The sequence below is a fragment of the Pseudomonas sp. AIG genome (assembly GCF_977020205.1).
On record NZ_CDROCK010000001.1, the window covers coordinates 223,165 to 240,870 of the forward strand.

Below are 17,706 nucleotides of genomic sequence, written 5' to 3' on the forward strand. Positions count from 1 at the left end.
CTGAAATCTGTGGGAGCTGGCTTGCCAGCGATGGCGGCGTGTCAGTCAAGTTTATTCAGGCTGACAGACCGCCATCGCGAGCAGGCTCACTCCTACAGTTTTGATCGCGTTACGACAATGGCGGCGTGCGCGGCGGGATCTGGCGTTTGCTGCCGGTGGATTCGAATGCGGCGGCGAAGCGCAGCAAGTTCGAGTCGTCGTAGGCGCGGCCGGCGAAGGTCAGACCGACTGGCATGCCGATGTCGGCCATCACGCCCATCGGCACGGTCACGGTCGGTACGCCGAGGTGGCGGATCGCGAGGTTGCCATTGGCCACCCAAATGCCGTTGCTCCAGGCGATGTCGGCCGACTCAGGATTGACATCGGCGTCCGCCGGGCCGACGTCAGCGACCGTCGGGAACAGCACGGCGTCGAGGCCCAGCTTGTCCATCCAGTCTTCAAGGTCGATACACCGAGTCTGCTCCAGACCGCGCAGGCCATCGGGCACGGTGCTGATTTCATTCCAAGGCGTGATGCCGCGCTCGGCCATGCGCACGTATTCATCCATGCCCGCCACCAGATCGCCCTCACGGTTAGGCAGGGTGCCTGGTTCGTGCGGGAAGATCTTCGCGCCGTCGACGTCGACCAGACGCTTGAGTTGCGGGTCGCCGTTGGCTTGCAGGAAGTCGTCGAACGCCCACGCGGTCAGGTCCCACAGTTCATGGTGCAGGAACTCTTTGGAGACCAGACCACGGGTGAACACGGTTGGCGCTCCCGGACGATCGCCTTCGCAGTTAGAGACCAGCGGGAAATCGGTTTCGACGACTTCGGCACCGGCGGCTTCGAGGGCCTGGCGCGCCTGCTTCCACAGGTCGATCACCGATTCACGGGTGTTGATGCGCTGGCCAGTCGGTCCACCGATGCCGGGTGCTTCGCTGGTGCCGGCTTCAGGGTCGGCATTGATGAACATGCGCGGCACAGCGAAACGCTTGCCGGCCAGCGCTTTGGCGTCGGCGGCCAGCTCGGCGTAAGCGGCGGGGCGCACCTCGTTGACGCTCGGGATCGGCACCCACGGTTGCAGACGCCAGAGGTCGCCACGGGTGTCCGGGTCTTCGGCAACGACGATGTCGAGGACTTCGAGCAAGTCAGCCATGGTCCGCGCGTAAGGCACGACGACGTCCATGGTCGGGGTCAACGGCCAATTGCCGCGCACCGAGATGACACCGCGCGATGGCGTGTAGGCGCACAAACCATTGTTCGACGCCGGGCCACGCCCGCTCGACCAGGTTTCTTCAGCCAGACCGAACGCGGCGAAACTGGCGGCCGTGGCGGTACCGGCACCGTTCGACGAGCCAGAGGCAAACGGCGCGGTCAGGTAATCGGCGTTGTAAGGGCTTTCGGCGCGACCATAGACGCCGCGTTGCATGCCGCCATTGGCCATCGGTGGCATGTTGGTCTTGCCCAGGCAAATCGCCCCGGCCGCGCGCAGGCGTTCGATGGTGAAGGCATCGCGATGGGCGACCAGATCGGCGAAGGCCGGGCTGCCGGACGCAGCGGTCAGACCTTTGACCAGATAGCTGTCTTTGGCGGTGTAGGGGATGCCATCGAGCGGGCCGAGGGTTTTGCCTTGCGCGCGGCGGGCATCCGATGCGCGGGCTTCGTTCAACGCTTCAGGGTTGCGCACGACTACGGCATTCAGCGCCGTCGGTGTGTCGGCACCGTCATAGGCATCGATACGCGCCAGATACGCCTGCACCAGTTCGACCGCAGTGGTCTGGCCGGACTCGAGCGCGGCGCGCAGTTGGGCAATGGGAACTTCGGTGACTTCGATCATGCGGTCACCGCCGTTTGAATTTGGGTGTTTTTCTTGGAAGAGGTGTTCATAGCGGTTCTCGTTGCACGGCTTTACGCGACAAGGTTAAGACTGGCGCCTATTTAACACCAAGCGGGGCGCGGAGTAATCGGCGGGAATGCTGTTTGTTCGACAATGAATCCTCGGCGAGCCCTTCGCGAGCAAGCTCGCTCCCACAGGGACTGCATTTCAAATTGGAACCAGGCAGCCAAAGTGGAATGCATTCCAAATGTGGGAGCGAGCTTGCTCGCGAAGGCGTCAGCCCGGCCAACCCATCACTTCAGTCGATCACAGTACGCCGTACTCCCGCGCCGTCCGATCCACTGCGATCCGCGTCTTGTCGATCAACTCGTCCAGCTCCGTGCGTGTGGCCACCAGCGCCGGCGCCATGATCATCCGCCCCAATGTCGAACGAATGATCAAACCTTCCTCAAAACCAATCGTGCGGCAACGCCAGGCGATGTCGTTTTCATTGGCAAAACGCTTGCGCGTCGCTTTGTCCTCTGCAAACTGCAACGCCGCCACCAGCCCGACGCCCTGAATCTCACCCACCAGCGGGTGATTGCCGAACACTTCGCGCAGGCAATTCTGCAGGTACGGGCCGGTGTCGTTTTTCACCCGGGTGACCACGCCTTCATCGCGCAAGGCCTTGAGGTTGGCAATCGCCACAGCGGCCGCCACCGGGTGGCCGGAATAGGTCAGGCCATGGGCAAACACGCCACCTTTCTCGACCAATGCTTCAGCCATGCGTCGCGACAGAATCAAGCCGCCCATGGGGATGTAACCGGAGGTCAAGCCTTTGGCGATCGACAGCGTGTCCGGCTCAAAGCCGAACGTCTGATGCGCAAACCATTCACCGGTGCGGCCGAAACCGCCAATCACCTCGTCCGCACACAGCAACACGTCGTATTGACGGCAGATACGCTGAATCTCCGGCCAGTAGGTCGCCGGCGGAATGATCATGCCGCCCGCGCCCTGAAACGGTTCGGCGACGAACGCCGCGACCTTGTCAGCACCCAGTTCGAGAATCTTGTCTTCCAGTTGTCGCGCCGCGCGCAAGCCAAATTCTTCCGGGCTGAGGTTGCCTTCGTGGGCGAACCAGTACGGCTCATCGATGTGCGCCACATCGGGAATGGTGCCGCCCATCTCGTGCATGAACTTCATCCCGCCCAGCGCCGTCGCAGCGAGGGTCGAGCCGTGGTAGCCGTTCCAGCGGCCGATCATGATTTTCTTCTCGGGTTTGCCCATGACCTGCCAGAACTTGCGCACGGTGCGGATCAGCACTTCGTTGGCTTCGGAGCCGGAGTTGGTATAGATCGCATGGCTGTAGTGCTTGGGCAGCAGGCTGAAGAGCAGCTCGGACAGCTCGATCACCGCCGGGTGGGTGGTGTGGAAGAACATGTTGTAGTAGGGCAGTTGTTCCAGCTGTGCGGTCGCGGCGGCGGCGAGATCCTTGCGCCCGTAACCGAGGTTGGTGCACCACAGACCCGACATGCCATCCAGATAGCGATTGCCGTCGTTGTCCCACAACGCCAGCCGGTCGCCGCTGACCATCACTCGCGGGCCTTCCTCGTTGAGGACCTTCTGATCAACGAACGCGTGGATGTGGTGCGCAGCGTCGGCGGCTTGGTAATCGCGGGTGGTGCGGTCGAATTCGGCGGACATGGCTGATCTCCAGATAAACGGGATAAGTGAGTGCGTTCAATCCTGCGTTGTGCGAGTAAAGTTTTGTCACTTAAAAATATTTTTGTAAAGAAAATATTTGTCTGTGAAAAAATATCGCCGTAGGCTGAGCCCGACACGCAAGGATCATCAGAGGCAACATGAGCGGACTCAGAGAACGGCAGAAGGAACAGCGCAGGGAGGTCATCGCCGCAGCGGCGCTTGAGCTGTTCAAAAGCAATGGCTTCGCGGCAACCACGCTGGAGCAGATCGCCGTGCAGGCCGGCGTTTCCGCGCCGACGGTGGTCAATTACTTCGGCGGCAAACAGGAAATTCTGCTGGCCTTGCTCAAGCAACCGGACGAGCAGGCCATGCGCGAGGCACGGGCGAATCTGGACGCAGACAGCGATCCGCTGGAGGCGTTGTGCGAGTTCGAAGGGCTGATGACCGATTACCAGCTAGCCGCGATGCCGGCGTCGTTGTGGCGGGAATTGGCGCCGTTTCTGCTGACGGGCGACCTCGCTGAAGCGATGAACCCATGGAATGCGGCGGTGATTGAGGAAACCAAGGCCCTGCTTTTGCATTTCCAGCAGGCGGGAAAAGTGCGTGAATCGATCGATCTCGATGTCGTGGCAACGCTATTCAACCAATACGCAAACATGGCGTTTATCCGCCTGGCGACGCAAGAAGTCCCGGACCGAGCCGCGCATGCCTTGCACATGCGCGGGGTTCTGAACCTGCTGTGTCACGGCATGCTGGAGCGCTGATCGCCGCCATCACGCGCGACGCGTGGCGGGCACCCGTCGAGACGATGTGCCAGATGTGAACTAGGCTCACAGCGGTTCAACGGTGGCCCCATCAGGAGAGACCGAAATGGAAGACAAACCGCTGATAGCGTTTCAGAGTTCCAGAGCCTTGCTCGATGTGCTCATTCGAGCGGGGCTGATCACCATTCTGGTGTTGTTCTGCTACGACATTTTCCATCCGTTTCTCAATGTCATGCTCTGGGCGCTGATCCTGGCGGTCACGCTGTATCCGCTGAATCAGCTGCTGGGCGCGAAACTCGGCAATCGCTACGGCTGGGCGGCAATCATTCTGGTGCTGGTGGGCCTGGTGATTCTGATGCTGCCGTTAAGCCTGCTGGGCGCGTCGATCGCCGAGTCGATCAAGGGCAGCATGCACACGTTCGAAGCCGGGCAGTTCGAGATACCGCCGCCACCGGCCAGTGTCGAAGGCTGGCCGCTGATTGGCGCGCCGCTCTACGGCATCTGGATGCATGCGTCACAGGACCTGAGCTGGGCGTTCCAGGAACTGGCGCCGCACCTCAAGGACTGGAGCAAAGTGGTGTTGCATCAAGCCGCCGGCGTCGGGGCGGGCATCGTGGTGTTTGTGATTGCCTTGATCGTCGCCGGGTTGATCATGCACCACGGCGAGCGCGGTCACCGCACAGCGGTGGCAGTCACCACGCGCATTTCCGGGCCGGTGCGCGGCCCGCAGATTGCCGAACTGTGCACGGCAACCATCCGCGCCGTGGCGCAGGGTGTGGTCGGCATCGCGTTTATTCAGATGCTGCTGGTCGGCGTGGCGCTGGTGGTCATGGGCGTACCGGCGGCCGGCATTCTCGCCTTGATGGTGCTGCTGCTGGGCATCACCCAATTGCCAGTGTTGCTGATCACGCTGCCCATCGTGATTTATGTCTTTGCCGTGGACGGGGTCAGCGCCGGCACGATTATCTTTGCGGTGTGGATGGCGATTGCCGGGCTTGCCGACAACGTGCTCAAACCGATGTTGCTCGGTCGCGGCGTTGCGGTGCCGATGCCGGTGGTGCTGATTGGTGCACTCGGGGGCATGGTCACCAGCGGCATCATTGGCTTGTTCACCGGGCCGGTGATTCTCGCCGTCGGTTATGAGTTGTTTATCGGTTGGGTGTATCAACCGGCCGATGTCACCGAGCTACTGGAGAGCCAGCGCAAAGAACATCTGCCGTGACACTCGCCGCTCTCGCTGACGCATTGGCGTACCCCGACACTGAGGTCTAGGCTGGTCAATCAGTCGCCCTTCGGGCGCAACGCCCACCCAGGGACAGGAGCGCAACCGATGAAAGCCCCAGCCAGTATGGTCTGCCTGATGTTCACGTTGGTGCTCGCGCCGGGTGCCCGCGCCGAAGACCCGCCCGCCACGGCGACGGCCGAGGCCACGGACGATGCGCCGTTGATCAACCCGCAAGTGGTCGACAAGCTCATCGACATGGGCAATTACCTGCGCAGCCTGCCGAAATTTCAGGTCGATGCCCAAGTCTCGCGCGACACCGTTCTGGAGTCCGGGCAGAAGATCAAGACCGAGTCCGCCAATACCCTGAAAGTGCTCGGTCACGACCGGCTGTATGCCAAGTCTGAGGGCGACGTGCGCACCCGCGAGTTCTTCTACAACGGCAAAAAACTCACCCAGTATTCGCCCTACCTGAAGTACTACACCACCGTCGACGCCCCTGCCACCGTCGCGGAAACCCTGCACAAGGTCGAGAACTTCTACGGGGTGCAGGTACCGATGGAGGATCTGTTTCTGTTCGGCAGTGACCAAGCGCAGATCGATGCTTTGAAAGCCGCGCTGTATGTCGGGCCGTCGGTCATCAAGGGCCAGCTCTGCGACCATTTGGCGTTTCGCCAGGAAGGCATCGACTGGCAATTGTGGCTGACCCGTTCCGACAAACCCTTGCCGTGCAAACTGGTGATCACCACCACTGACGAGAAGAGCTTCCCCGAGTACAGCGCGGTGTATCAGTGGAACCTCAAGCCGACCATCCCGGACACGCAGTTCACCTTCAAACCGGGCAAAGGCGATGTGGCGATTGCGTTTAAAAAAGCCAGCGATCAGGGAGGGCAGTGACATGAGCAAGTCGATGACGTGGAGCCTGTTGTTGTCGCTGGCCGCCGCAACGCTGTTGACCGCCGGTTATGTCGCCGAAGCCGATGCCCGTGGGCAGCGCGCTCAGGGGCATGCCCGCGCCAACGTCAACCGCGCGCCGGCGCCGAATGCGCAACGGGCGCAGCGGATCAATGCGCCGCAGCGCACCAACAATGTCAGCGCCGGCAATCGGGTCAGTTCGGGCAATCGGGTCAATGCCGGCAACAACGTCGGCAACCGCACGAACGTCAACAATGGCAACCGAAACGTCAACATCTACAACAGTCGCGATGTCGATATTGATGTCGACGGCCATGGCCGTTATGGCTACGACGATCACTACCATCCGGTGGCGGCCGCAGTGGCGGTAACGGCAACCGTCGCGGCCACGGCGGCGGTGGTGGGGGCGATCTTCACCCCGGCGCAAATGCCCAGCAGTTGTGTGCAGGTGATTCAGTACAACGTCGCCTACATGCAATGCGGTTCGACCTGGTACCAGCCGCAGTATCAGGGCAGTGATGTGACGTATGTGGTGGTGAACGCGCCTTGATCAGGTTTTCGGTATCCACGGTTGCATCTGCGCGAGCATGCCACGGCCACCACGGCGCAACCCGGTGGCCAACGTCAGCCACGACAGTTCGGTGACAATGACGTGCGCGGCAGGTACCAGCCGCACTTCACCGGCGGTGCCGCCGGCCGGCCCACCGTCCGGCATGAAAATCGTCAGCCAGTCATCCACGTTTTCGACGATCAGGCACAGCCGAAAACCTTCGCCCTCGGCAATGATCCCGACCTTGGAACCGTCCTCGTTTTCCAGCCCGGCAAAGCGCGCCGTGGTGTCCTTGAACAACTGGTAACCCGGCAGGTTGCTCAGCAGCTTGTTCTCGGTGGCTTCCATCGCCCGTGCTGCCGCTGATGTACGCGCGAGCAACCCGGCGAGAAAACACAGCACGATCAGACCCAACAACGTCGCCATACTCACCAGTGTCACGCCCGCGACGTCATAGCCCTTGAACATCGGCAACAGCTTTTCCACCGGCCCGCGCAACAGGTGGATGGCTTTTTCGATCAACACGACGATCAGCACCAACGGCAAGATAAACAACAGACCGCCGATCACGGTGGTCTTGATGAACTTGTACATGACGGCTCCTTGAATGACGTGCGATCGGATTCAAGGCTAGCTGATCTGTGTCCACCTGCCGGAAGGCCAGAGCGCCCGAACGAGCGAGCGGTATCAGCGCCGCCAACTGCCCAACGGTAATTCGACCTCGCGCTCGGCAGCAGCCAACGCTCTTTCCAGCCCGGACTTGTCCAGCGGTGCGCAGTAAGCCGGTTTGGCCCGCTCAAATCGCCAGCTCTCATTGAGGCCTCCGGCGTCGACCGCATCAAAACCGAGGTCATCCAGCAAACCCGCGACCAATGCCTTGGCCTGCGCGTCATCCGCTGCGATGGGCAGGGCGCGCCGCTCGCTGGAATCCTGCGGGCGGCCATCCGTAAGCAAGTCCGCTGCGAGGATGGCGTTGAACACCTTGACCACCGTGGCACCGCGCAAATGCTCGGCGAGCAAGCGGCTGGTGGTGCTCTGGAACGTGTCGAGCGCAGCGATGTGGCCGTCGCGATCCGGGTAATAGTTGTTGGCGTCGAGCACGGTTTTGCCTTCGAACCACGCCGGCGGCAGGCTCGGGATGTGTTCGTAGGGAATGGCCACCAACACCACGTTGGCAAACTGTGTGGCCTGTTCGGCCGTGCCGATCTGGCAGCCGGTGATACCGGCGAGCACGCTGCTCATGGTCTTCGGGCCGCGCGAATTACTGAGCATCACTTCGTGCCCGGCAGCGAGGGCGATTTGCGCGACGGCGCGCCCGATGAAGCCGGCTCCAACGATTCCAATGCGCATGGTGTGTTCCTCTGTCAGGTGGGGAGCCACTATGATGATTCCTGACCAGGTGCAGATAAATCGCACTCTGTTACTTACTTTCGCTAACAGGAGTATCGAATGGATCGGCTGACCAGCATGGCGGCTTTCGTGATGGCGGCCGAAGCCGGCTCGTACGCCAGCGCCGCGCAACGCCTGGACATGTCCGCGCAAATGGTCGCCAAACACGTGGCTGCCCTTGAGCAGCGGCTCGGTGCACGGTTGCTCAATCGCACCACGCGCCGGCAGAGCCTGACGGAGCTGGGCCAGGCCTATTACGAGCGCTGCAAGCACATCGTCAGTGAGGCTGAAGCCGCTGATTCACTGGCGCAAGTCATGAATGACACGCCGCGCGGCAAACTCAGGGTCAGCGCGCCGGTGAGCTTTGGCTCTTACAGTCTGATGCCGTTCGTGACCGCGTTCTTGCGCGAGTACCCCGAGGTGGAAATCGACCTGCACTTGACCGACCGCCCCGTGGATCTGGTGGAGGAGGGGTTTGAGGTGGCTTTTCGGATCGGCCCGCTGGCGACGGCCAGCCTGACCGCGAGGCCATTGGCTGCGTATCGACTGATCGTCTGCGCGGCGCCACGCTATCTGGCTGAATACGGCACGCCGCAAGTGCCCGCCGATCTGCAACAGCATGAGTGCCTGGGTTACGCCTATTGGTCACGGCCCGCCGACCATGAGTGGTCATTTTTCAATGGCGCTGAGGTCGAACGCGTGCCGGTCAGCAGTCGCCTGCACGTCAACGAGAGCAAGGCGTTGTTGTCAGCGGCGGTGGATGGTTTCGGGATTGTGCTGGGGCCTGCCGATTTTCTTGAACCGGCGTTGCGCAGGGGGGAATTGGTGAGGTTGTTGGAGGGCTTCGAAGCGCCGAGCAGACAAATGCATTTGCTGTACACGGCGCATCGGCAGAAGACGGCGAAGGTTCGTCAGTTCATCGATGCCGCGGTCAGGCGCTTTGCCTGACCGGGCATACGGCTCAGTTAATGCGCGGATGCTGCTGCACCAGTTCCTTGCGCTTGGCTTCCAGCGCGGCAATTTCGGCGTCGATGTCTTCGATCTTCTGTTCGATGTTGTCGTGGTGTTCTTGCAGCAGTTCCTTGGCCTCCTCAAGGTCAGAGGCCGCCGGCGCGGCGCCACGCAACGGCTTGTTGGCGGTTTCCTTCATGGTCACGCCGGTAATCAGACCGACCACGGCGATGACCATCAGGTAATACGCCGGCATGTACAGATCGTTGGTGCTTTCGACCAGCCAGGCGACCACGGTCGGGGTCAGGCCGGCGATCAATACCGAAACGTTGAACGCCGCCGCCAGCGCGCTGTAGCGAATGTGCGTGGGGAACATCGCCGGCAGGGTCGAGGCCATCACGCCGATAAAGAAGTTCAGCAACACGGCCAGCATCAGCAGGCCGGCGAAGATCAAACCGATCTTGCCGCTGTTGATCAACATGAAGGCCGGAATCGCCAGAATGAACAAGCCGATGCTGCCGACGACGATAAAAGGTTTGCGGCCAATCTTGTCGCTGATGAAACCGATTGCCGGCTGCACGAATAGCATGCCAACCATGATCGCGATGATGATCAGCACGCCACGGTTTTCGCTGTAGTGCAGGTTGTGCGACAGGTAACTCGGCATGTAGGTGAGCAGCATGTAGTAGGTGACGTTGGTCACCGCCACCACGCCGATGCAGGTCATCAGGCTGCGCCAGTGTTTGGTCGCGACCTCTTTGAAGGAGACTTTCGGGCCGCCGGCGAGGCCTTCGCGATCGCCTTGCTCAAGCTTTTCGACGTGCTGCTGGAACGCCGGGGTTTCTTCCAGGGCGTGACGCAAGTAGAGACCGATCATGCCCAGCGGCAAGGCAAGGAAGAACGGCAAACGCCAGCCCCATTCCTCGAACTTGGCTTCGCCCAGCGTCGTCGAGATCAACACCACCACGCCGGCACCGAGGACGAAACCGGCAATCGAGCCGAAATCCAGCCAACTGCCGAGGAAGCCGCGTTTACGATCCGGTGCGTATTCAGCGACGAAGATCGACGCGCCGGTGTACTCGCCACCGACCGAGAAACCTTGCGCCATTTTCGCCAGCAACAACAGGATCGGCGCCCAGATGCCGATCGAGGCATAGGACGGAATCAGGCCGATGGCAAAGGTGCTGAGCGACATGATCACGATGGTCGCGGCGAGGACTTTCTGCCGTCCGTACTTGTCGCCCAAAGCACCAAAGAACAAGCCGCCCAGCGGCCGGATCAGGAAGGGCACCGAGAACGTCGCCAGTGCGGCGATCATCTGTGTGCCGGGATCGGCGCCGGGGAAGAACACTTTGCCGAGCACATAGGCGACAAAGCCGTAGACACCAAAGTCGAACCATTCCATGGCATTGCCGAGTGCAGCAGCGGTGATCGCCTTGCGCATCTTGGCGTCGTCGACGATGGTGATGTCGTTCAGGCCGATTGGCTTGACGGTTTTCTTGCGTGATTTCATCCGGGTCTTCTCTTTGCTGATCCATCGTGCCGCGTAGATGCCATCTATTTGATGGCGCGTACTCTTTGGCTCAGATACATGAGGACACGAAATAATTCACTGCTCGCTGCTTTTTTTCCTGGCGCACCTGTGTAGGAGCTGCCGAAGGCTGCGATTGATCGTTCCCACGCTCTGCGTGGGAACGCAGCCGGGGACGCTCCGCGTCCCAACAAGATCGCAGCCTTCGGCAACTACAGGGGATATGTGTTTACCGGCGGATGGCCGAATACGAATGCCGCAGGTCGCTGGCCCAGCCATCGAGCACAACCTTGACGTCATCGGCGGTCAGCACCTGCTGGTCGTTCTCCAGCGGCACGCCGGTGCCTTTACGCACCACTTCGGCGATCACTTCGCCGGTCGAACCGTCCTCGAACGACACTTCGGTGGCAACCACACTGTCCTGATCACGAATACCGGTCGCCGTACTCACCCCCGCAGCGACTAGCGTCACCGGCAGCCACTCATAAAAGCGCAAACCCTGAGTGCTGGTCGTCACCTGGGTAATGGCGGGGCGCACCACCAGGGTATTCGGCCCCGGTTGATTGACCAGATGCATGACTTTGCCCAATTCTACCCGCAGCGCCGCGTCGTAGTAGTCGGTAACCCCGGACAGCGTGCTTAAAGGAATCCGCTGCGTCGGCTCGGCACTCGGATAAAACTGACTCGGCGCCAGATAAACCTGCGTGTATCGACCCCGGGCGAGGGCCGGGCTGACCCACGCCAACACGGGCTGACCGGACGGCGACTGGCGCTCGGTCAACACGCTGTAGTCATGCAAAAACCCACTGTGTTCCGGCGTTTTGCTGCTGCACGCCGCCAGGTTCAGCGTGGCGACAATTGACAGCGACAGCGAACGAATGCGCGACATCAAACGGCTTCCTTGTGTTGCGCCAGGTTGTCCGAGCACTCGATGTGCAATCGACCGTGGGCCATGATCCAGTTCATCAGGTCAGCGGTGTTGACGCTGTGCACGTATTCCACCCAGTGCGCATTGGTCGGGCTGAAATGTTCGAAGTAACGGCGTAAAACCACCGTACTTTGATCACTGGAAACCCCCATGCACGATTCCTGAAACACCACCGGTGTGTCCGGGCCGAGCGCGGCGGTGCGCTGGCTGAGAATCAACGGCCGATTACCGTTGTGCTGCGTGATGCCCGGTTTGCTGTTCAATACCTTCATGCCAATCCCCCCGTTGGAAATAGCTGCAGAGTGCCCGCACGGTTTTGCCGGAGGATGTCCGCTTGATGTCTGGCGCGTAGAAATGTTGCTCGATTGAAATAAATGACCGGCGCGGTGAATGGCTTTAGATTGGCTCTTTTTGGTGCATGGATCCTTTCACTGTGAGCAGACTGCTGTTCGTCGACGACGACGTGGAAATTCTCGCGCTGCTGAAGAAATTCTTCGTGCAGCACGCCTATGAGGTCGACGTTGCCCCAAATGGCGAGGCGATGTGGGCGGCCATAGCGCAGCAGCGCCCGGACACGATCATTCTTGATCTGATGATGCCCGGCGAAAGCGGTTTGAGCCTGTGCCAGAAGGTGCATACGCAACTGGGCATTCCGATCATCATGCTCACGGCCATGGCCGAACTGAGCGATCGCATTGTCGGTCTGGAACTGGGCGCGGACGATTACCTGACCAAGCCATTCGCCCCGCAGGAACTGCTCGCGCGGGTGCGCGCCTTGCAGCGTCGTGCCGGCGAACAGCGCCAAGCGGTTGAGCCTTCGCGGCCGGTGATCGCCTTCGCCGGTTGGCATCTGGACATCACCTGTCGCGAACTGCGCTCACCGGAAAACGTGATGATTCCGCTGTCCGGCGGCGAGTTCGATTTGCTGGTGGTGTTCCTCGATCATCCGCAACGCATTCTGACCCGCGAGCAGTTGATCGATCTGACCCACGGCCATGGTCATGACGCCTTCGATCGCAGCATCGATGTGCAAGTCAGTCGCCTGCGCCGCAAGATCGAACCGGACAGCAAGCGCCCGGACCTGATTCGCACCGTGCGCAACGGCGGTTATCTATTCACCGCCAAGGTCACTCGCTCGTGATCCGCCGACTGTGGCGTGGCGACACCCTGAGCCGGCGCATCGCCCTGACCATCATTGCCGCGATGGTCGCTTCGCTGGCGTTGAATGCGCTGTTCGTGCAAGTCGCCGGCATCTGGGCACGGCCGCCGATTGAACGCACCGGCCTGCTGGAACAGATTGCCGCGACCTCACGGGTGATCGAAGCGGCCCCGGCCAACCTGCGCCCGCAACTGGCCGATGCGGCGAGCAGCGCCATGCTGCACGTGTCGTGGAAAGCGCAACGCGCCGACTTCGAACTGCCCAATGACGGGCTTCGCCTGCCAGCGAGCAGGGTGCCGGTGCTGCAGCAACTGCTGGGCAATGATCGAAAAATCGAGGTGTTCAGCCCAGGCGATTGGCCGAACGGCAGTCCCCAGGCGCATTACGCCGCCGTCGTGCAATTGGTCGATGGCAGCTGGCTGTCATTTATTCCGCCGGAGCGCAGCTGGGGCCTGGAATTTGGCGTGCGTATCGCGATCGTCATCGCCTTGGGACTGATTGCCACATTGCTCGTCGCCTGGATCGCCACCCGGCAACTGGCCAACCCCTTGCAGCGTTTCACCCGGGCCGCCAGACGTTTCGGCACCGATCTGCGCGCACCGCCGATCAAGCTCGAAGGCCCCGACGAAATCCGCCAGGCGATCATCGCCTTCAACACCATGCAGGCGCAGATCCAGCATTTCATCGCCGAGCGTACGCACATGCTCGCGTCAATTTCCCACGACCTGCGTGCACCGTTGACACGCATGCGCTTGCGCAGCGAATTCATGGAAGACCTCGATCATCAGGGCAAGCTGATTCGTGACGTCGAGGAGATGCAGTCGATGATCAACGCTGCGTTGGCGTTCTTCCGCGAAGACACGCACCGCGAGCAGACCACGGCATTCGATCTGTCGGAGCTGCTGCAAACCATCGTCGATGATTACCGTGATCAGCAGATCAATGTCGACTTCGGCGGCCCGGCGCATCTGGTGTATGAAGGCCGGCCACTGGGGATCAAGCGGGTGGTCGTCAATCTGCTGGAGAATGCGCTGAAGTATGCACAGCGTCCGGTCATTGCGTTGAAACGTGACGAGTATTCGATCTGCATCGAGGTCAGCGACGAAGGCCCCGGTATTCCCGAGGCGGCGTTGGAACAGGTCTTCGATCCGTTCTTTCGCCTGGAGGCTTCGCGCAATCGTGATACCGGCGGTGTGGGGCTCGGGCTGTCGGCGGCGCGGGCGATTGCGCGCGAGCAGGGGGGAGAGTTGACGCTGAGCAATCGCCAGGGTGGAGGGTTGTTGGCGCGCGTCGAACTGCCACTCTAGGGCGGACAGCTTGTACGCATTTCTCTGCAACACTTTGAAACATTCGCGCGGCACGGGCGGTCAACAGCTCACATCCCGCATAAGAAGCGTCCATGAAAACCCCGCGTCCCTCCGCCCGACTTGAACCGCTGTCGCAACTACGCAATCTGAAAATGGCCCGATCCGCGCACGCCTATGTGCGCGGCAGCACCGTGCAGTTTTACGAATGGCTGCACAGCCAACCGGGCCGCAGCCTGCCAAAAGGCCCGGCGGTGTGGATCTGCGGCGATTGCCATGCCGGCAATCTGGGCCCGACCGGCGATCTGAAAGGGCAGATCGATATTCATATCCGCGACCTTGATCAGACCGTGATCGGCAACCCGGCGCATGATCTGGTGCGCCTGGCGTTGTCGCTCGCCACAGCCGCTCGCGGTTCCGACCTGCCGGGCGTGGCCACTGCACGCATGCTCGAAGAAATGATGCGCGGCTACGAGCAAGTCTTTGACGGCGATCTTGAGGAAGATCCACCGCGGCCGGCGCAAGTCAAAGCCGGCATGCGCAGTGCCGTGCAGCGCACCTGGAAGCATTTGGCCGAGGAGCGCATCGAGAACACCAAACCGACGATTCCGCTGGGCAAACAATTCTGGGCGCTGTCGCGCGATGAGCGCGCCGCGCTGAAAACACTCTGTGCCACGCCCGAGATCCATACGTTAGTGACGTCCTTGAAGGGCCGCTCGACGGATGACCGAGTGAAAATGCTCGACTCGGCGTATTGGGTAAAGGGTTGCAGTTCGCTGGGGCTAAAGCGTTATGCCGTGCTGCTGGGCGTGGGCAAGGGCGATGACGAGGAATATTGCCTGCTCGATATCAAGGAAGCCGTCGGCGCCGCTGCACCGCGCGCCGCCCGTGCATCAATGCCGCGCGACAATGGCAAGCGCGTGGTCGAAGGCGCGCGGTTTCTTTCACCCGGGCTGGGCAATCGGATGCTGGCGACACGCATGCTCGACCACGGTTTTTTCGTCCGCGAACTGCTGCCGCAGGACATGAAGCTGGAACTGGACCAGTTGAGTCAGCGCGATGCGATGCTCGCGGCCGGCTATCTGGCACGGGTCGTCGGCGTGGCACATGCCCGGCAAATGGATCTGGCCACCCGGTCCGAGTGGATGGCGGATTTGCAAACCTGTCGCTCGAAACGTCTGGATGCGCCGTCGTGGTTGTGGACCAGCGTCGTGCAACTGGTGGGCAATCATGAAAAAGGCTATCTGGAACATTGTCGGCGCTATGCGCTGCAGCATTGATTCAAGAACCGAGCTACTGGGCCAGCCCGGCGAGTGCAATGCCCAACGGCTGCGCCGCTCCCGTCGCAGCGGCTTTCATTTCACTGCGGTAGCCGTGGGGACTGATGCCCAAATGCTTCTGGAACGCACGGCGCATACGTTCCTCGCGGCCAAACCCCGCCGTTTCGGCAACGCGCTTGATCGGCTCGCTGGTGGTTTTGAGTAATCGGGTGGCTGTTTCCAGGCGCAGATTTTCCACCCCTTGCGCCGGGGTATTTCCGGTGGCGGCGACATAGGCGCGGGCAAAGTGCCGTGGACTCATGCCGAACTGTTCAGCCAGCCGCTCGACGCGCAGATCGCCATTCAGATTAGCGGCAATCCACGCCTGCAGACGCGCCAGACGCCCATCCGGATCGGTGCGCAAAGCGTTGGATTGAGCGTTGAGCGAAGCGCTCAGTTGTGGCTGTTCGGCGCCGCGCCAGAGGAACACCGTGAAATAACGCGCCAGCGCCAATGCCACTGGCGCGCCGAGGTCTTGTTCAACCAGACCAAGTGCCAGATCAATGCCGGCGGCGGCGCCGCCGCAGGTCCACAGATTGCCGTCGTGCAGGTACAGCGCATCGCTCTGGCAGCGTACCGCCGGGTAGCGCGCCTGCAGTTCAGCGGCGAATTTCCAGTGTGTGACCACCTCACGCCCATCGAGCAACCCGGCGGCGGCCAGCGCAAAGCTGCCGGTGCCAATCGAGCAGAGGCGACGGATCTGTGGCGCGCGACTGCGCAACCAGGCACAGGCGTGTTCATCCGCCTCGAGCGCGGCCATTCCCGGGCCACCGGCGACGATCAGGGTATCGATCAGCGGGGCCATCTGGTCGATCTGCGCCAGCGAGCGGGTCGCCACACTGATGCCCGAAATCGACATGACCTGTCCGCCCTGTGGCGACGCCACCAACAGCCGATAGGGCGGCTGACCAGTGAAGTTGCCGCCCAATACGCGCGGTATCGCTGCGAATACCTCCAACGGACCGGCCGCATTGAGCAGCAACAGATCATCGAAAGCCAATACCACCACGGTGCGCGACGGCAGCGGCGGGGTGTCCGACATGGCAGTAAAGGAGGGGTGTTTGGCATGGAGCGGCACGGCGGGCCTCGACATACTGGGTTTCAACGCAAAACGAGGGCACGACAATGCCGGTAAAACCTTCCGTTGCCAAGCAACCGCGCAGCCGACACGTCGCGTTGTATCTGCGGGCGCTGCTGTGCGCTGCCACGATGCTGCTGATGCATTCGGTGACAGCGGCGGACAGCGCTTTGAAAATCGGCGACCAAAGCGGTTTGACCCAGGCTTTGCTGCAGGCCGCGGGCGAAGATCAAGGCATCGCTTATGCGCTGTCGTGGCATCCGTTTCTGGCCGGCACGACGATGCTCGAAGCCTTGAGCGCCGGGGCGATCGATGCCGGTGTGGTGGGCAATGCACCGCCGGTGTTCGCTCAGGCCGGAGGTTTCGATGTGCGCATTGTCGGCGTGTCGAGCGGTGCGCAAAACAACAATGCGCTGTTGGTTCCTGAAGGTTCCGGCGTCCGGCAAGTCGCCGACCTGAAAGGCCAACGCATTGCCGTGGCCAAGGGCAGCAGCGGCCATTACTTGTTGTTGGCCGCGCTGCAGCGAGCCGGCCTCACACCCCGTGATGTGAACATCGCTTACGTCAGTCCGGTGGACGCACAGAATGCGTTTGCCAGCGGCAAGCTCGATGCCTGGGCGGTGTGGTATCCCTTCGTCGGCCAGGCCACATCGCGCGGGGCACGGGTTCTGGTCGATGGCAGCGCCTGGCCGGAAACCGGGCTGAATTTCACCGTCGCCAGTCTGCAGGCACTGAATGATCCGCAGCGCGCAGGACCGTTGGGCGATCTGCTCGCCAGGCTGGCCCGCGCTCAAGCCTGGGCCACTGCGCACCCGCAAGAATGGGCTGAGGTGTTCGCGCAAACCACGCGCCTTCCCGTCGCGCTGGTGCAGGAAATGCTCGCGCATCAGGATCTGCACTATGTGCCGATCGAGTCGTCAGTCATCACTTCGCAGCAGCGTCTGGCTGATCTGTTTGCCGCTGAGCGTCTGATTCCGCGACCACTGCAGATCGGGCTGATCTTCGACGATCGCTTCAACCCGTTACTGCCCAACAACCCGTAACCGATTCAGTTCACCTTGCCGCGTTGCTGGCGGCAGGTTTTCACACGCCCGGAGAAA

General features: G+C 61.5%; 17 protein-coding genes. 9 read left to right on the forward strand and 8 right to left on the reverse strand.

From position 1 onward, the window contains the following. Positions 1-109: 109 nt before the first annotated feature. Positions 110-1,813: an amidase gene (locus tag ACWR1S_RS00940; RefSeq protein ID WP_454562094.1), complete on the reverse strand. Its 1,704-nt coding sequence runs from the start codon at positions 1,811-1,813 to the stop codon at positions 110-112. 306 nt (positions 1,814-2,119) lie between these two features. Beyond that, positions 2,120-3,496, reverse strand: coding sequence for an aspartate aminotransferase family protein (locus ACWR1S_RS00945; RefSeq protein WP_454562095.1), 1,377 nt, complete (start codon positions 3,494-3,496; stop codon positions 2,120-2,122). Positions 3,497-3,654: 158 nt separating this feature from the next. Here ACWR1S_RS00945 and ACWR1S_RS00950 point away from each other — a divergent pair, with 158 nt between their 5' ends. From ACWR1S_RS00950 to ACWR1S_RS00965, 4 genes are all read left to right on the forward strand, one after another. Further along, positions 3,655-4,260, forward strand: coding sequence for a TetR/AcrR family transcriptional regulator (locus tag ACWR1S_RS00950; RefSeq protein WP_454562096.1), 606 nt, complete (start codon positions 3,655-3,657; stop codon positions 4,258-4,260). A 106-nt stretch (positions 4,261-4,366) separates the two neighbouring features. Beyond that, on the forward strand, positions 4,367-5,482 hold the full coding sequence (locus tag ACWR1S_RS00955; protein WP_454562097.1) for an AI-2E family transporter: 1,116 nt from the start codon (positions 4,367-4,369) through the stop codon (positions 5,480-5,482). A gap of 108 nt (positions 5,483-5,590) precedes the next feature. Then, the gene (locus tag ACWR1S_RS00960; protein ID WP_454562098.1) at positions 5,591-6,379 is read left to right on the forward strand and encodes a DUF2092 domain-containing protein; all 789 of its coding nucleotides are present in this window, start codon (positions 5,591-5,593) and stop codon (positions 6,377-6,379) included. 1 nt (position 6,380) lies between these two features. Next, on the forward strand, positions 6,381-6,947 hold the full coding sequence (locus ACWR1S_RS00965) for a hypothetical protein (RefSeq protein WP_454562099.1): 567 nt from the start codon (positions 6,381-6,383) through the stop codon (positions 6,945-6,947). On the opposite strand, the gene ACWR1S_RS00970 is transcribed toward ACWR1S_RS00965, so the two are convergent. Together ACWR1S_RS00970 and ACWR1S_RS00975 are read right to left on the reverse strand one after the other, a co-directional pair. Next, on the reverse strand, positions 6,948-7,541 hold the full coding sequence (locus ACWR1S_RS00970; protein ID WP_454562100.1) for a hypothetical protein: 594 nt from the start codon (positions 7,539-7,541) through the stop codon (positions 6,948-6,950). A gap of 93 nt (positions 7,542-7,634) precedes the next feature. After that, a complete protein-coding gene (locus ACWR1S_RS00975; protein WP_454562101.1) occupies positions 7,635-8,297 on the reverse strand; it encodes an NADPH-dependent F420 reductase in 663 nt (220 codons plus the stop codon). 99 nt (positions 8,298-8,396) lie between these two features. On the opposite strand from ACWR1S_RS00975, the gene ACWR1S_RS00980 reads away from it, so the two are divergent. Further along, the gene (locus ACWR1S_RS00980; protein ID WP_454562102.1) at positions 8,397-9,284 is read left to right on the forward strand and encodes a LysR family transcriptional regulator; all 888 of its coding nucleotides are present in this window, start codon (positions 8,397-8,399) and stop codon (positions 9,282-9,284) included. A 13-nt stretch (positions 9,285-9,297) separates the two neighbouring features. Here ACWR1S_RS00980 and proP read toward each other — a convergent pair whose 3' ends face one another. From proP to ACWR1S_RS00995, 3 genes are all read right to left on the reverse strand, one after another. Continuing rightward, positions 9,298-10,800: a glycine betaine/L-proline transporter ProP gene (gene proP / locus ACWR1S_RS00985; protein ID WP_454562103.1), complete on the reverse strand. Its 1,503-nt coding sequence runs from the start codon at positions 10,798-10,800 to the stop codon at positions 9,298-9,300. Between the two features lie 247 nt (positions 10,801-11,047). Next, positions 11,048-11,707 (reverse strand): DUF3313 domain-containing protein, encoded by a 660-nt coding sequence (locus ACWR1S_RS00990; protein WP_454562104.1) that lies wholly within the window; start codon positions 11,705-11,707, stop codon positions 11,048-11,050. Then, entirely contained in the window at positions 11,707-12,018 is a 312-nt protein-coding gene (locus tag ACWR1S_RS00995; protein ID WP_454562105.1) for a hypothetical protein, read from the reverse strand. The genes ACWR1S_RS00990 and ACWR1S_RS00995 overlap by 1 nt, the downstream gene beginning before the upstream one ends. A 146-nt stretch (positions 12,019-12,164) precedes the next feature. On the opposite strand from ACWR1S_RS00995, the gene ACWR1S_RS01000 reads away from it, so the two are divergent. The 3 genes from ACWR1S_RS01000 to ACWR1S_RS01010 all read left to right on the forward strand — a co-directional run bounded on the left by ACWR1S_RS01000 (position 12,165) and on the right by ACWR1S_RS01010 (position 15,489). Beyond that, positions 12,165-12,887, forward strand: a complete 723-nt coding sequence (locus ACWR1S_RS01000) for a response regulator (RefSeq protein ID WP_454562106.1) — start codon at positions 12,165-12,167, stop codon at positions 12,885-12,887. Then, positions 12,884-14,212 (forward strand): ATP-binding protein, encoded by a 1,329-nt coding sequence (locus ACWR1S_RS01005; protein WP_454562107.1) that lies wholly within the window; start codon positions 12,884-12,886, stop codon positions 14,210-14,212. Before ACWR1S_RS01000 ends, ACWR1S_RS01005 begins: the two co-directional genes overlap by 4 nt. A 92-nt stretch (positions 14,213-14,304) precedes the next feature. Continuing rightward, positions 14,305-15,489: a DUF2252 domain-containing protein gene (locus ACWR1S_RS01010; RefSeq protein ID WP_454562108.1), complete on the forward strand. Its 1,185-nt coding sequence runs from the start codon at positions 14,305-14,307 to the stop codon at positions 15,487-15,489. 13 nt (positions 15,490-15,502) lie between these two features. On the opposite strand, the gene ACWR1S_RS01015 is transcribed toward ACWR1S_RS01010, so the two are convergent. Next, complete coding sequence (locus ACWR1S_RS01015; RefSeq protein ID WP_454562109.1) at positions 15,503-16,606, reverse strand: GlxA family transcriptional regulator; 1,104 nt, start codon at positions 16,604-16,606, stop codon at positions 15,503-15,505. A gap of 47 nt (positions 16,607-16,653) precedes the next feature. Here ACWR1S_RS01015 and ACWR1S_RS01020 point away from each other — a divergent pair, with 47 nt between their 5' ends. Further along, positions 16,654-17,649, forward strand: a complete 996-nt coding sequence (locus ACWR1S_RS01020) for an ABC transporter substrate-binding protein (protein WP_454562110.1) — start codon at positions 16,654-16,656, stop codon at positions 17,647-17,649. The last annotated feature ends 57 nt before the right edge of the window (positions 17,650-17,706 follow it).